The 14,885-nt window shown below is 63.3% G+C and carries 14 protein-coding genes; 13 read left to right on the forward strand and 1 reads right to left on the reverse strand.

From position 1 onward, the window contains the following. The first annotated feature begins 106 nt into the window (after positions 1-106). From rpsB to lpxB, 13 genes are all read left to right on the forward strand, one after another. Positions 107-874: a 30S ribosomal protein S2 gene (gene rpsB, locus F3H41_RS01845; RefSeq protein ID WP_149736878.1), complete on the forward strand. Its 768-nt coding sequence runs from the start codon at positions 107-109 to the stop codon at positions 872-874. Between the two features lie 245 nt (positions 875-1,119). After that, on the forward strand, positions 1,120-2,046 hold the full coding sequence (tsf, locus tag F3H41_RS01850) for a translation elongation factor Ts (protein WP_149736879.1): 927 nt from the start codon (positions 1,120-1,122) through the stop codon (positions 2,044-2,046). A gap of 204 nt (positions 2,047-2,250) precedes the next feature. Then, positions 2,251-2,973 (forward strand): UMP kinase, encoded by a 723-nt coding sequence (pyrH, locus tag F3H41_RS01855; RefSeq protein ID WP_149736880.1) that lies wholly within the window; start codon positions 2,251-2,253, stop codon positions 2,971-2,973. Between the two features lie 108 nt (positions 2,974-3,081). Then, entirely contained in the window at positions 3,082-3,642 is a 561-nt protein-coding gene (frr, locus tag F3H41_RS01860) for a ribosome recycling factor (RefSeq protein WP_149736881.1), read from the forward strand. Between the two features lie 39 nt (positions 3,643-3,681). Beyond that, the gene (locus F3H41_RS01865; RefSeq protein WP_149736882.1) at positions 3,682-4,425 is read left to right on the forward strand and encodes an isoprenyl transferase; all 744 of its coding nucleotides are present in this window, start codon (positions 3,682-3,684) and stop codon (positions 4,423-4,425) included. Further along, the gene (locus F3H41_RS01870) at positions 4,425-5,258 is read left to right on the forward strand and encodes a phosphatidate cytidylyltransferase (RefSeq protein WP_149736883.1); all 834 of its coding nucleotides are present in this window, start codon (positions 4,425-4,427) and stop codon (positions 5,256-5,258) included. Before F3H41_RS01865 ends, F3H41_RS01870 begins: the two co-directional genes overlap by 1 nt. A gap of 27 nt (positions 5,259-5,285) precedes the next feature. Continuing rightward, the gene (gene rseP / locus F3H41_RS01875) at positions 5,286-6,428 is read left to right on the forward strand and encodes an RIP metalloprotease RseP (RefSeq protein WP_149736884.1); all 1,143 of its coding nucleotides are present in this window, start codon (positions 5,286-5,288) and stop codon (positions 6,426-6,428) included. Between the two features lie 242 nt (positions 6,429-6,670). After that, complete coding sequence (gene bamA / locus F3H41_RS01880) at positions 6,671-9,013, forward strand: outer membrane protein assembly factor BamA (protein ID WP_149736885.1); 2,343 nt, start codon at positions 6,671-6,673, stop codon at positions 9,011-9,013. Positions 9,014-9,059: 46 nt separating this feature from the next. Beyond that, a complete protein-coding gene (lpxD, locus tag F3H41_RS01885) occupies positions 9,060-10,124 on the forward strand; it encodes a UDP-3-O-(3-hydroxymyristoyl)glucosamine N-acyltransferase (RefSeq protein WP_149736886.1) in 1,065 nt (354 codons plus the stop codon). Beyond that, positions 10,117-10,584, forward strand: coding sequence for a 3-hydroxyacyl-ACP dehydratase FabZ (gene fabZ / locus F3H41_RS01890; protein WP_149736887.1), 468 nt, complete (start codon positions 10,117-10,119; stop codon positions 10,582-10,584). Before lpxD ends, fabZ begins: the two co-directional genes overlap by 8 nt. Further along, complete coding sequence (gene lpxA / locus F3H41_RS01895) at positions 10,581-11,396, forward strand: acyl-ACP--UDP-N-acetylglucosamine O-acyltransferase (RefSeq protein ID WP_188129378.1); 816 nt, start codon at positions 10,581-10,583, stop codon at positions 11,394-11,396. The genes fabZ and lpxA overlap by 4 nt, the downstream gene beginning before the upstream one ends. Before the next feature lie 4 nt (positions 11,397-11,400). Further along, positions 11,401-12,258 carry an LpxI family protein gene (locus F3H41_RS01900; protein ID WP_149736889.1) on the forward strand — a complete coding sequence of 286 codons (858 nt, stop codon included), beginning with the start codon at positions 11,401-11,403 and terminating at the stop codon, positions 12,256-12,258. After that, positions 12,255-13,436, forward strand: a complete 1,182-nt coding sequence (gene lpxB, locus F3H41_RS01905) for a lipid-A-disaccharide synthase (protein ID WP_149736890.1) — start codon at positions 12,255-12,257, stop codon at positions 13,434-13,436. Before F3H41_RS01900 ends, lpxB begins: the two co-directional genes overlap by 4 nt. Before the next feature lie 82 nt (positions 13,437-13,518). Here lpxB and gltA read toward each other — a convergent pair whose 3' ends face one another. Continuing rightward, positions 13,519-14,808, reverse strand: a complete 1,290-nt coding sequence (gene gltA, locus F3H41_RS01910; protein ID WP_149736891.1) for a citrate synthase — start codon at positions 14,806-14,808, stop codon at positions 13,519-13,521. Positions 14,809-14,885 lie beyond the last annotated feature (77 nt).

Below are 14,885 nucleotides of genomic sequence, written 5' to 3' on the forward strand. Positions count from 1 at the left end.
GGGCATGGGGTCTGTCGGGAGAAATCCGTCAGGTTCCGCCGGTGGTGCAGACGGTTGTCTGCGCTGTTCGCCCCGCGGAGGTTCAACCGGAAAAGGAGAAAAAGGCATGGCATTGCCTGATTTCAGCATGCGCCAGCTTCTGGAAGCTGGTGTTCACTTCGGCCACCAGACCCATCGCTGGAACCCGAAGATGAAGCCGTACATCTTCGGCGACCGCAACAACGTCCACATCATCGACCTCGCCCAGACGGTTCCGATGCTGAGCCGCGCCCTGCAGGTCGTGTCCGACACCGTCGCTTCGGGCGGCCGCGTTCTCTTCGTCGGCACCAAGCGTCAGGCTTCGGAAATCATCGCTGACGCCGCCAAGCGTTCGGCCCAGTACTACGTCAATGCCCGCTGGCTCGGCGGCATGATGACCAACTGGAAGACGATCTCCAACTCGATCCAGCGCCTGCGTAAGCTCGATGAGATCCTCGCTTCGGAAGCTTCGGGCTATTCCAAGAAGGAACGCCTGAACCTCGAGCGTGAACGCGAAAAGCTCTCGCGCGCCCTCGGCGGCATCCGCGACATGGGCGGCGTTCCGGACCTGATGTTCATCATCGACACCAACAAGGAAAACATCGCAATCGATGAAGCCAAGCGTCTCGGCATCCCCGTCGTCGCCATCATCGACTCCAATTGCGATCCGGACCGCATCGACTACCCGATCCCGGGCAACGACGACGCCTCGCGCGCCATCGCTCTTTACTGCGACCTGATCTCGCGCGCTGCCATCGACGGCATCGCTCGCCAGCAGGGCGCATCGGGCCGCGACATCGGCGCTTCCGCGGAAGCCCCGATCGAGCCGGCTCTCGAAGAAGCCGCCGAGGCCTGATAGCTCGGGTTCTCCGGAGCCTGATCATGTGTCGGAAGGCCGTTTGCGCCCGAAAAGGGTGAACGGCCTTCCGCTTTTTGAAAGCGACGGCACCGCCGCGGCGAACCGCCCGCGGGACGCCGACCGCAGCCGGTGTGAGACCCTCAGTCATCACGCCGTCATACAGACCGGGCAAATCCCGGCTCAATCTCTTCCGGCAGCCGACAAGCATCGTACGGCGGCCCAACAGTCTAAAGAGGCACACCATGGCTGAAATCACTGCTGCTCTCGTGAAGGAACTGCGCGAAAAGACCGGCGCGGGCATGATGGATTGCAAGAAGGCGCTCGCCGAAACCAATGGCGACATGGAAGCCGCCATCGACTGGCTGCGCGCCAAGGGCATCGCCAAGGCCGACAAGAAGTCGGGCCGCACGGCCGCCGAAGGCCTGATCGGCGTTGCCTCGTCCGGCACCACTGCCGTCGTCGTCGAAATCAACTCCGAGACCGACTTCGTTGCCCGCAACGATGCCTTCCAGGATCTCGTGCGCGGCGTTGCCAAGGTTGCCCTGACGACCGACGGTTCCGTCGAAGCCATCAGCGCTGCCCAGTATCCGGCAACTGGCAAGTCCGTCCACGACACCATCACGGACGCCATCGCCACGATCGGCGAGAACATGACGCTGCGCCGTGCCGCGTCGCTCTCGGTCACCGACGGTGTCGTCGCCACCTACATCCACAATTCCGTGGCTGACGGCCTTGGCAAGCTCGGCGTGCTCGTCGCCCTCGAATCGACCGGCGACAAGGAAGCCCTGAGCGCCATCGGTCGCCAGGTTGCCATGCACATCGCCGCCACCAACCCGCTGGCCGTGCGCGCTGACGAAGTCGATGCCGCTGTCGCCGAGCGCGAGCGCAACGTGTTCATCGAGCAGTCCCGCGCCTCCGGCAAGCCGGACAACATCATCGAGAAGATGGTCGAAGGCCGCATGCGCAAGTTCTTCGAGGAAGTCGCCCTTCTCTCGCAGGCTTTCGTCATCAACCCCGACCTGACCGTTGAAGCTGCTATCAAGGAAGCCGAAAAGACCGTTGGCGCGCCGATCGTCGTCAAGGGCATGGCTCGCCTGCTGCTCGGCGAAGGCGTTGAAAAGGAAGCCTCCGACTTTGCCGCCGAAGTGGCTGCCGTCGCCAAGGGCTGATTTCCGGTTTCATCCTCAGCAAATCCGAAGGGCATCGCGTGACAACGCGGTGCCCTTCGTGTATCCGGCATTTCCGGAGCCTGTGTGTTTGCAGGGGGCGCTCCGGTCGCGATGGTCACATCACACGCCGTCAGGGTCCAGCCGCGCCGGTCATTTGATTTTTCATTTCAGGCGCTGAGCGCGTTTTTCATTCAAGGAGTTACCATGGCTGGCAAACCTCTCTACAAGCGTGTTCTTCTCAAGGCGTCCGGTGAGGCGCTCATGGGCAGCCAGGGCTTCGGCATCGACGTTGCCGTGGCCGATCGCATCGCTTCCGATATTGCCGAGGCGCGGGCCATGGGTGTGGAAGTCGGCGTCGTCGTCGGCGGCGGCAATATTTTCCGCGGCGTCGCCGTGGCCTCCAAGGGTGGCGACCGCGTCACCGGAGATCACATGGGCATGCTCGCCACCGTCATCAATGCGTTGGCGCTCGCCACCTCGCTGCGCAAGCTCGATATCGACACTGTCGTTCTGTCCGCCATCGCCATGCCGGAAATCTGCGAGAGCTTTTCGCAGCGCGCCACCCTGTTCCATCTCGGTCTCGGCCGCGTCGTGATCTTTGCCGGCGGCACGGGCAATCCCTTCTTCACCACGGACAGCGCCGCTGCGCTGCGCGCCGCCGAAATGGGGGCGGAGGCGATCTTCAAGGGCACGCAGGTCGATGGCATCTATTCGGCAGACCCCAAGAAGGTGCCGGATGCGACCCGCTTCGATCGCCTGACCCACAGCGAAGTGCTCGAAAAGGGCCTCGCCGTGATGGATGTCGCCGCCGTGGCGCTCGCCCGCGAAAATGCCATTCCGATCGTCGTTTTCTCCATTCACGAGAAGGGCGGCTTTGCCGAAATCTTGACCGGCGGCGGTCGCGCGACCATCGTGACGGATAACTAGACGTGTCAGGGACGGGCGAGGCCGCTTGTCCGAGAAAGTCAATCGACACAGCAAGTGCAGTAAAACGGGCCGCTTGCCGGCCCGAAAGACCGACAGGGAGTGCAGGATATGAGCCAGGATATCGATCTGAAGGAAATCAAGCGCCGCATGGAAGGCGCCGTCTCGGCGTTCAAGAACGACGTGGCGTCGCTGCGCACCGGCCGCGCGTCGCCCAACATTCTCGACACGATTACGGTCGAGGCCTATGGCTCGCGCATGCCGCTGAACCAGGTAGCCAATGTTTCCGTGCCCGAGCCGCGCATGCTGGCTGTCTCGATCTGGGACAAGGGCATGGTCCGCGCCGTGGACAGTGCGATCCGCGAGTCCAATCTCGGTCTGAACCCGATCGTCGACGGCCAGAACCTGCGCATTCCGCTTCCCGAGCTCAACGAAGAGCGTCGCCGCTCGCTCGTCAAGCTTGCACACGACTACGCTGAAAAGAGCAAGGTGGCCGTTCGCCACGTGCGCCGCGACGGCATGGATGCGCTGAAGAAGGCGGAGAAGGACGGCGACATCGGCCAGGACGAGAGCCGCAGTCTCTCGGAAAAGGTCCAGAAGATGACGGACGAAACGATTTCCGAGGTCGACCGCTTGCTCGCCGACAAGGAAAAGGAAATCATGCAGGTCTAGGCTCAAGGCCCAGATGTGAGTCACAAGCCAAGGCGTCCGATGTCCGACCGTCACATGATCTGCCCCCCGAAGCACGTTGCCATCATCATGGATGGCAACGGCAGATGGGCGAAGGCCAGGGGCCTGCCGCGCTCCATGGGCCATCGCAAGGGCGTGGAGGCCGTGCGTGCCGCCGTGCGCGCCGCCGCCGAGTTCGGCATCCGCTATCTCACGCTCTATGCCTTCTCCTCGGAAAACTGGTCGCGCCCGGAAGCGGAGGTCAATGACCTCATGGGCCTGCTCAAGGCCTTCATCCGCCGCGATCTGGCCGAACTGCATGGCGAGAACGTGCGCATTCGCATCATCGGCGACCGCACGAATCTGCGCGGTGACATCATGCCCCTGTTGCTGGAGGCCGAGGAAACCACCCGCAACAACACCGGAATCACGCTGCTGATCGCCTTCAACTACGGTGCCCGTGACGAAATGGTTCGGGCCATGCGGCGTCTGGCGGCAGAAGTGGCAGCCGGCACCCTTGCGCCCGACGAGATCACGCCGGCGCGGGTGTCCGCCAGCCTCGATACGGCGGGCGTTCCGGACCCGGACCTCATCCTGCGCACCAGCGGCGAGGAGCGCCTCTCCAACTTCCTGCTCTGGCAGGCCGCCTATTCGGAACTGATGTTCGTGCCGGAACTCTGGCCGGACTTCACCCGTGATACGTTTTATGCCGCAATCGAGCGCTTCCAGCAGCGCGAACGCCGCTTCGGCGGCGTGACGGCGCCCTCGCTGGCGGTCGGCTCGTAATGTCCCAGGAACTGAAGCTTCGCGTCCTCTCCGGTCTCGTCATGGCAGCCCTGGTGCTCGCCGCGACCTGGTATGGCGGCATGGCCTTTGCCATCCTGTCGGTCCTCATCGGTCTGCTTGTCTACTTCGAATGGGCTTCGATGACCGGGCTTGGCCAGCGTGATCCCGAGGGCAGGGCGCTTGGCTGGCTGGCCGTCGTCTCGACCGGGATCAGCGTGCTCGTCGCCGATCTTGAAACCTCGCTCGTCACACTGCTCATCTTCACGGTGCTGGCTGCCGGCTGGGCGCAGTTTCGCGGCCGCAGCCACTGGCTGACCGCCGGCATCGTCTATTCGGGCCTCACCGCAATCGCACTTGCCGCCATCCGCGGCGAATCGGCCGTTGGCCTCGTCGCGATGCTTTTCGTTTTCGCCGTCGTCTGGTCGACGGACATCCTTGCCTATTTCGTCGGCCGTGCAATCGGTGGACCGAAGCTCGCGCCGCGCATTTCACCCGGCAAGACCTGGTCCGGTGCGATCGGCGGCGCGTTTTTCGGCATTGTCGGGGGCGTAGCGGTCTATCTGTCCTATTTCGCCTCCTTCAGTGTCCGCATCGTGCTGCTGGCTCTCGCGCTCTCCTGCGCCAGCCAGGTCGGCGACCTCTTTGAATCCTTCATCAAGCGCCGGTTCGGCGTCAAGGATTCCAGCCACCTCATTCCCGGTCACGGTGGCGTGATGGATCGCGTCGATGGCCTCGTTTTCGCCTGCTTCGCAGCCTTGTTGCTTGCGGTGGCGCAGACTTATCTTTACGCAGAGCAGGCGCGGTCGGTCGGTGCGCTGCTCCTTGGACGGTAGCCGACGCGGCCTTCACGGAGGCGATGCATGGCTTTTCTGGTCGATGCCTGGCAATTTGTTGTCGGCACACTTCTTCCCTTTCTCGTCGTTCTGACGCTGATCGTCTTCGTGCACGAAATGGGCCACTACCTCGTCGGGCGCTGGTCCGGAATCGGGGTTACGGCCTTCTCGATCGGTTTCGGGCCGGAACTCGCCGGCTTCAATGATCGGCACGGGACGCGCTGGAAGCTCTGCGCCATTCCGCTTGGCGGCTATGTCAAATTCTTCGGCGACGAGGATGTCTCATCCAGCAGCACCGATCAGAGCGCCCTTGATGCGCTGACACCGGCAGAGCGCGCCCGTACATTTCCCGGCGCAGCCCTTTGGAAACGGGCGGCGACCGTGGCAGCCGGGCCGATCGCCAATTTCATCCTCGCCATCGCCATCTTCGCCGTGCTTTTCTCCCTCTACGGCCGGCGCGTGGCCGATCCCGTCGTCTCCGAAGTGCGCGCCGGCAGCGCGGCGGAAGAAGCCGGTATTCGCACCGGCGACCGTCTGCTCGCCATCGACGGCGTGCCCGTGGCAACCTTCGACGATGTGCGCCGCTACGTCAGCGTTCGCCCGGAAATGCGCATCGTCGTGACCGTCGAGCGCGGCGCGGAAAAGCTCGATTTCCCCATGACGCCGAAGCGCACGGAACTCACGGACCAGTTCGGCAACAAGATGGAGCTGGGTGTGATCGGCGTGGTCACGGACGAAGCCGCCGGGCGCTTCCGCACCGTCACCTACGGACCACTGGAAGCCGTGGGCGAGGGCGCGCGCCAGAGCTGGCACATCGTGACCGGCACCTTCGACTATATTTCCAACCTGATTGCCGGCCGCATGAAGGCCGACCAGCTCGGCGGGCCGATCCGCGTTGCCCAGGCATCAGGCCAGATGGCAACGCTTGGCGTGGCGGCGCTGCTGCAACTCGCCGCCATGCTCTCGGTCTCCATCGGCCTGTTGAACCTGATGCCGGTGCCGGTGCTGGATGGCGGGCACCTGGTCTTTTATGCGATCGAGGCCGTGCGCGGAAAGCCCGTCGGGCCCAATGCGCAGGAGATTGCCTACCGCATCGGCATTGCCCTCGTCCTCAGCCTGATGGTGTTCGCCACCTGGAACGACATCAGCATGCTGTTTTCGCGCACCTGACCTCAGGCGTGCAGATTCTCCCTTTGGAGTCAGCGCATTGTGGATGGGGAAAGCCCAATCAAGGCAAGGATTTGTTTACGATAAATGCACGTGGTAGTGACCCTGAGGACACGGCTGCGAATGAAGTAAATAGAAATTAACCTGCTGGCTTGCTTGTATGGGAAAAGCCGGTAAAACGGCAAACATGACCGGAGTCGGCGCGCGCTTACGCTGCGGGACGTTGGAAAAAGGTAAGAAGTGAAATGAAAGCTGGTTCAAGGTTTTTGAACGCCGTGTCGGCGGTTGCTCTTTCGGCGAGCATGGTGACGACAGGCGCGGGTGTCGCAGTTGTTGCCGGCGCCACCGCAGCAGAAGCCGCTGTCGTCCGCAATGTCGTGGTGCGCGGCGCGACGCGCGTCAGCCCAGAAACGGTGCGGGCCAATGTCAGCATCGTTCCGGGCAGGAACTTCTCCAACGCCGATATCGATGAATCGGTCCGTCGCCTCTATGCGACCGGTTACTTCTCCGACGTGAACATTGCCGTTTCCGGCGGTTCGCTCGTCGTGACCGTGAATGAAAACCAGCTGGTCAATGCTGTCGTCTTTAACGGCAACCGCAAGATCAAGGACGACAAGCTCGAAGCCGCCGTCAAGACGCGCGCCCTGGGCCCGTTCGACCAGAATCAGATCAACGCCGACATCGAGGCGATCAAGCAGGCCTATGCCGCGATCGGCCGCAACGATGTGACCGTCACGACGCAGACCGCGACCGTCGGCGAAGGTCGCGTCAACATCGCTTTCGTCATCAACGAAGGCGAGCGCACCAAGATCACCGACATCAATTTCGTCGGCAACAATGCCTATAGCAACAGCCGTCTGCAGTCGGTCATTGCGACGAAGGAGTCGGGCATCTTCTCCTTCCTGACCCGCAAGGATGTCTATAATGAGGACAAGCTGCGCGCGGACGAGGAGTTGCTGCGCCAGTTCTACTTCAACCGCGGCTATGCCGACTTCCGCGTCGTCTCGTCCGATGCGACGTTGAACGAAGCCACCAACGAGTACACGATCACCATCACGGTCGATGAAGGCGAGCGTTACGATTTCGGTCCGATCAATGTCGAATCGACCGTCGATGGCGTCAACGCCGAGGACCTCAGGGGCCTCGTTGAGAGCCGTGAGGGCAGTGTCTACAAGGCCCGTGACGTTCAGGATTCCATCACTGAAATCTCCAAGCGCGTGGCTTCGGCCGGTTATCCCTTTGCCCGCGTCACGCCGCGCGGCAACCGCGATCTCGGCAACCGTACGATCGCCGTTGACTATCTCGTCGACCAGGGCGAGCGCGCCTATGTCGAGCGTATCGAGATCCGCGGCAACACCCGCACGCGCGATTACGTCATTCGCCGCGAATTCGACATCAGCGAAGGCGATGCCTTCAACCAGGAAATGATTTCCCGCGCCAAGCGTCGCCTGGATGCGCTCGGCTACTTCTCGTCCGTCAACATTTCGACGGCGCCAGGCTCGGCTCCGGACCGCGTTGTCGTGGTCGTCGATGTGCAGGACCAGTCGACCGGCAGCTTCGGCATCGGCGGCGGCTATGCGGCCGGCAGCGGTGGTGGCTTCCTGCTCGAAGCCTCCATCGAGGAAAAGAACTTCCTCGGTCGTGGCCAGTACATTCGCCTGTCCGCCGGTCGCGGCCAGAACGCCAAGACCTACAATGTTTCGTTCACCGAGCCCTATTTCCTTGGATATCGTCTGGCCGCCGGCTTTGATGTGTTCAAGAACGAAAACGAGTTCAAGGACTACGAATACTCCTCCGAGGATCAGGGCTTTGCGCTGCGTCTGACGGCCCCGATCACGGAGCGCCTGTCGACGACGCTGAAGTACAGCTACACGGAGCTGCGGTTCAGCAGCAACAATCTGGCCGATCTTGCCTCGCCCTACGTGACGGCGGTGCAGCAGGGGCCGTGGAAGCGTTCGTCGATCTCGCATAGCTTCAACTACAATTCGCTCGACGACATGACGCTGCCGCGCGAAGGCGTGACGGCGTCGGTGACGCAGGAATTTGCCGGTCTCGGCGGCACCTCCGATTTCTACAAGATCTCGGGCAAGTTCCGTATGTTCTACCTGCTGAACGACGAAGCGGACCTTATCGGTTCGCTGGCTGGTAGCGCCGGTCACCTCGTCAAGACGACCGGTTCGCTTGAGGTCTTCGACCAGTTCCAGCTTGGCTCCAGCGACATCCGAGGCTTCGAGCGCAACGGCGTCGGCCCGCGCAGCAACGCCTTCGGCGAAGCGATCGGCGGTACGACCTACTTCACGGCCTCGGCCGAGGCGACCTTCCCGCTGCCGTTCGTGCCGCAGGATGCCGGGTTCCGTGGCGCCGTGTTTGCGGATGCCGGCACGCTCTATGGCAACGAAGTGACGGTCAACCAGGGCAAGAACGACGCGGTCGTCGGTACCGACGCTACGCTGCGCGCATCGGTCGGTATCGGCCTGATCTGGGCTTCGCCCTTCGGTCCGCTGCGTGTCGACTACGCGATTCCGGTCGCCAAGCAGGACTTCGACCGGGTTCAGAACCTGAAGTTCGGTATCTCGTCCTCGTTCTGATCCGCGCAGTCCAGAACTGCTGACGCCCTGTTCTGGAGTGTCTGACATGGAATCGAACTGGTTCTTCCCGCCGCATCCAGGGATTCGGTTGGGCGATCTCGCCGGTGTGCTCGGCGCGTCGCTCTCTGATCCCGATGCGGCGGATCGCCTCGTGCGCTCGCTCTCGCCGGTCTATCGGGCCGGGGAGGGTGATTTGTGCTATCTGGCCCATGCGCGCCATGGCGAGGAGCTCGCGACCTGCCAGGCGACCGCCATCCTGTGTGACGAAGAGACGGCGAGGCTCGTTCCGCCGGGGATCACCGTCCTTCTGACACGCCATGCCTTCACGGCTTTCGCCGTCGCTGGCGCGCACCTTTATCCGCAAGCCATGCGCCCGGAGCGCCTGACCGCCGGATCCGGCGTATCGCCGCAGGCTGTCGTGGATCCGAGCGCACGCCTTGAGGCCGATGTTGAGGTCGAGGCGTTCGCCGTCGTCGGTGCTGGCGCGGAAATCGGCAGGGGGACCCGCATCGGTGCAGGCGCGGTGATCGGTCCGGGCGTGCGCATCGGTCGTGATTGCACGGTCGCAACGGGTGCCAGTGTGCTGTGCGCGCTTGTCGGAAACCATGTCATCATCCATCCCGGCGCGCGCATCGGCCAGGACGGCTTCGGCAATGCGCCGGGTCCGAAGGGTGGCATGATCAAGGTCGTCCAGATCGGTCGCGTCATTCTGCAGGACCATGTCGAGGTCGGTGCCAATACCACGATCGACCGCGGCGCCATGGATGACACCGTCGTCGGCGAAGGCACCAAACTCGATAATCACATCCAGATCGCGCATAATGTGCGCATCGGCCGCTACTGCGGCATTGCAAGCCAGGTCGGCATTGCCGGCAGCACGCGCATCGGTGACGGCGTGATGATTGGCGGCGCTGCCGCCATCAATGGTCATATCACCATCGGCAGCCGCGCGCAGATTGCCGCGATGAGCGGTGTCATGGTGTCCGTGGGGCCGGGAGAGCGTGTCGGGGGCATTCCGGCCCGTCCGATCCGGGATTTCCTCAGGGAAGCATCCGAGATTGCGATCAGGTCCGGTGCGCGGCGGACAAAAAAGGGAGCCAAGAATGACTGAGACCACGGCAACAGTGCTTGGAACAGCCGAGATTCAGGAGATCCTGAAGCTGCTGCCGCACCGCTATCCCTTCCTGCTGGTGGACCGTATCATCGAGATCAACGGCGATGATTCCGCCGTCGGCATCAAGAATGTCACGGCCAACGAACCGCATTTCACCGGGCATTTCCCGGAGCAGCCGATCATGCCCGGCGTTCTCATCATTGAGGCGATGGCCCAGACGGCGGGCGCCATCTGCGTGCGCAAGGTCGGCACGACCGGCAACCTCGTCTATTTCATGACGATCGACAACACCCGCTTCCGCAAGCCGGTGGTGCCGGGCGATCGGCTGGAATTGCATGTCACCAAGGTCAAGCACCGCGGCAATATCTGGAAATTTCACTGTGACGCAAAAGTTGACGGGCAACTTGTCGCCGAAGCTGATATCGGCGCGATGATTGTAAGCAAGGACGCTGCCTGAAGATGATTGCGAAAAGCGCGAAGATCCATCCCCTGTCTGTCATCGAAGACGGGGCGGTGATCGGCGAGAACGTAGTGGTCGGTCCCTTCTGCCATGTCGGGCCGAAGGTCACGCTCGGCGATGGTGTCGAACTGATCAGCCATGTCGTTGTTCTCGGCGTCACGAGCGTCGGCGCCGGTACGCGGATATTCCCCTCGGCCGTGATCGGCGGTGACAGCCAGAGCGTTCACCACAGCGCGGTCGATACCAAGCTGACGATCGGTCGCAACTGCACGATCCGCGAAGGCGTGACCATGAACACCGGCACGGTCGAGCATGGCGGCGAGACGGTGGTCGGCGACAACAATCTCTTCCTTGCCTATGCCCATGTCGCCCACGATTGCCGGCTCGGCAACAACATCATCCTGTCGAACAACGTCATGCTGGCCGGTCACGTCACGGTCGAGGATCGCGCCATTCTCGGCGGCGGCTCGGCCGTGCACCAGTTCACGCGCATCGGCCGGCAGGCCTTTGTCGGCGGCCTCTCCGCCGTGAGCTACGATCTGATCCCCTACGGCATGCTGAATGGCAATCCCGGCGTGCTCAGCGGCCTCAACGTCGTCGGCATGACCCGCGCCGGCATGGACAAGCCGACCGTGCACCGCGTGCGCCGGGCCTACAAGCAGGTTTTCGAAGGCGAAGGCTCGATCCGCGCCAATGCCGCGGCGATCCGCGATGATTTCGCCGATTGCCCGCAGGCGATGGAAATCCTCGATTTCATCGCCGCCGACAGCGACCGGGCCCTCTCGTCCCCGAACCGCGGCAAGGCCTGATCCGATGACCGCGCCGGCCGGACGCCTTGCCATCATCGCCGGTGGCGGGCGCCTGCCGCACCATGTGGCCGAGGCCGCGCGCGAGGCTGGCGAAAATCCTTTCATCATTCCACTCACGGACGAAGCCGACGGCGATTGGCTCGGCTTCGATCATCTGCCGCTTTCCGTCGGGGATTTTGCCGGCGTCACCCGCGCCTTTCGCGAGCGCGGCATTGGCCGCGTGGTTCTGTCCGGTGCGGTGCGCCGGCGACCCGACTGGCGCGGCATTCGCCCGACGCTCGCCTTCCTCTTTCGCATGCCGCACGTGGTGCGCACGCTTTTGAAGGGCGGCGACGACACCGTTCTCAAGATGGTCATCGAACTGATCGAATCGGCTGGCGCCCGTGTCGTCGGCGTCCAGGAAATCCTTCCGTCTCTTTTGGCCGAAACCGGCCCCGTCGGCGCCGTGACACCGGATGAGGCGGCGCGCGCCGACATCACCGCAGCGGGCGAAGCGGCGACGGCACTTGGCCGCCTCGACATCGGCCAGGGCGCAATTGCCGTCGGCGGCCGGGTGGTGGCGCTCGAGGGACCTGAGGGCACGGATGCCATGCTGGCGCGCGTGGCGAGCCTGAAGGCTGAGGGACGCATATCGATCCGCCGCCGCGGCGTTCTCGTCAAGCTCTGCAAGCCCCAGCAGGATCTGCGTGCCGATCTTCCTTCCATCGGCCCGGCGACGATAGAGAACGCCCATGCGGCCGGACTTGCGGGGATTGCCGTGGAGGCCGGCCGTGCTCTGGTGCTGGAGCGTCGCACGGTGATCGAAACCGCCGACAGGCTGGGGCTTTTCCTGATCGGCATCGAACGGGAGACCGGCGCATGACGCAAGCAGCGCGACCCCTCAAGATCGCCATGATCGCCGGCGAAGTTTCGGGTGATCTTCTCGGTGCCGACCTGATCGGCGCGCTGCGGCGCCAGCATGCCGGACCGCTGAGCATCGTCGGTGTTGGCGGCGAGGCCATGGAGGCGGAGGGGCTTTCCTCATGGTTCGATTATTCCGAACTGTCGATCATGGGCATCGCGCAGGTGCTGAAGCGCCTTCCGCAGCTGCTCGCCAGGATCCGGCAGACGGCTGAGCGCATCATTGCCGAAAAGCCGGATCTGCTCGTGATCATCGACAGCCCAGATTTCACCCATCGTGTCGCCAAGCGCGTGCGCAAGGTGCTCCCCGATCTTCCGGTCGTGAACTATGTCTGCCCGAGCGTCTGGGCCTGGAAACCGGAGCGGGCGACGAAAATGCTCGCCTATGTCGATCACGTCCTCGCCGTGCTGCCCTTCGAGCCGGACGCCATGCGGGCGCTCGGCGGCCCTGCGACCACCTATGTCGGCCACCGCCTCGTGGCGGACCGCAACGTGCGCGCCGTTCGCGACGCCCAGAAGGCGCGGCCGGCTGCGGCGGGGCTAAGGCCCGCGACCTGCCTGCTGCTGCCGGGTTCGCGCGGCAGCGAGATCGACAAGCTGCTGCCGGTCTTCGGGGAAACGATGCAGGAGCTTCGCCGGCGCCATCCCGACATGCGCTTCGTGTTGCCGACCGTGCCGCGCCAGGAAGCGCGCGTGCGGACTGTGGTCGCCACCTGGCCCGAGCAGCCCGACATTCGCGTTGGCGCGGCCGGCAAGTGGTCTGCCTTTGCCGAGGCGGATACCGCGATCGCTGCCTCCGGCACGGTTATTCTTGAACTCGGTCTGTGCCGCATCCCGACCGTCTCGACCTACAAAGTGGATTTTCTGATCCGCCTCATGCATCAGCGCATCCGCACCTGGACGGGTGCGCTGCCGAACCTCATCGCCGACTACCCCTTCATTCCCGAATATCTGAACGAGGCGATCCGTCCGGGAAGCCTGGTAAGATGGGTGGATCGGCTGATTGCCGAAACGCCGGAGCGCGCCGCCATGCTGGCCGGGTTTGATCGCGTCGAGACGGTGATGGCGACGCAGGTGCCGGCCGGCGAGCGGGCGGCGGAGGTGGTGCTGTCGCTCCTCGATACGCGCCGCGGCATCTGAAGCAAGACGGCTGCGCCACCGACATCCCATGAAAAAAGCCCGGCGCGACGGCCGGGCTTTTCGTTTGTACTGAGGATGCCGGTCAGCGCTTGGAAACCGGCACGTAGTCGCGCTCGGGAGCGCCGACGTAGAGCTGGCGCGGACGGCCGATACGCTGTTCCGGATCCTCGATCATCTCGTTCCACTGGGCGATCCAGCCGACGGTGCGCGCCAGAGCAAAGAGCACGGTGAACATGGTCGTGGGGAAGCCCAGCGCCTTCAGCGTGATGCCGGAATAGAAGTCGATGTTCGGATAGAGCTTTTTCTCGATGAAGTAGCTGTCCGTCAGGGCGATCTTTTCCAGTTCCACGGCAACGTCGAGCAGCGGATCGTCCTTGATGCCGAGTTCGCTGAGGACCTCATGGCAGGTCTTCTGCATGATCTTGGCGCGCGGATCGTAGTTCTTGTAGACGCGGTGACCAAAGCCCATCAGGCGGAACGGATCGTTCTTGTCCTTGGCTTTCGCGATATATTCCGGAATGCGATCGACGGAGCCGATCTCGGCGAGCATGTTGAGCGCTGCCTCGTTGGCGCCGCCATGGGCCGGGCCCCACAGGCAGGCAATGCCGGCCGCGATGCAGGCAAACGGGTTGGCGCCCGAGGAGCCGGCGAGGCGAACAGTCGACGTCGAGGCGTTCTGCTCGTGGTCGGCATGCAGGATGAAGATGCGGTCCATGGCGCGGGCCAGAACCGGGTTCACGTGATACTCTTCGCACGGTACGGCAAAGCACATGCGCAGGAAGTTCGAGGCGTAGTCGAGGTCGTTCTTCGGGTAAACGAAGGGCTGGCCGATATGGTACTTGTACGCCATGGCGGCGATCGTCGGCATCTTGGCGATCATGCGCAGCGAAGCGACCATGCGCTGGTGCGGATCGGTGATGTCGGTGGAGTCGTGGTAGAAGGCCGAAAGCGCCCCGACCGTGCCGCACATGACGGCCATCGGGTGGGCGTCGCGGCGGTAGCCGGTGAAGAAGCGGCTCATCTGCTCATGCACCATGGTGTGGCGCGTGACGCGATTGTCGAAATCGACCTTCTGAGCCTTGGTCGGCAGTTCGCCGTAAAGCAGGAGGTAGCAGACTTCCAGGAAGTCGCCATGTTCGGCGAGCTGGTCGATCGGGTAGCCGCGGTGCAGCAGCACGCCGGCATCGCCATCGATATAGGTGATCTTGCTTTCGCACGATGCCGTCGAGGTGAAGCCGGGATCGTAGGTGAAGGCGCCCGTCTGCTTGTAGAGCGAACCGATGTCGACGACCTCGGGGCCGATCGACCCAGACCGTACCGGCAGTTCGACCGTTTTGCCGTCGAGTGTTACGACTGCGCTTTTATCCGCCATGGGATCCTCCGTTTGCAGTATTTCAGGCACCTTGATGGCGCCCAATTTAAGCTGGTGAATTTGCTACTAGATTTACA

The organism is Rhizobium sp. RU20A (assembly GCF_900155885.1).
GTDB lineage: Bacteria > Pseudomonadota > Alphaproteobacteria > Rhizobiales > Rhizobiaceae > RU20A.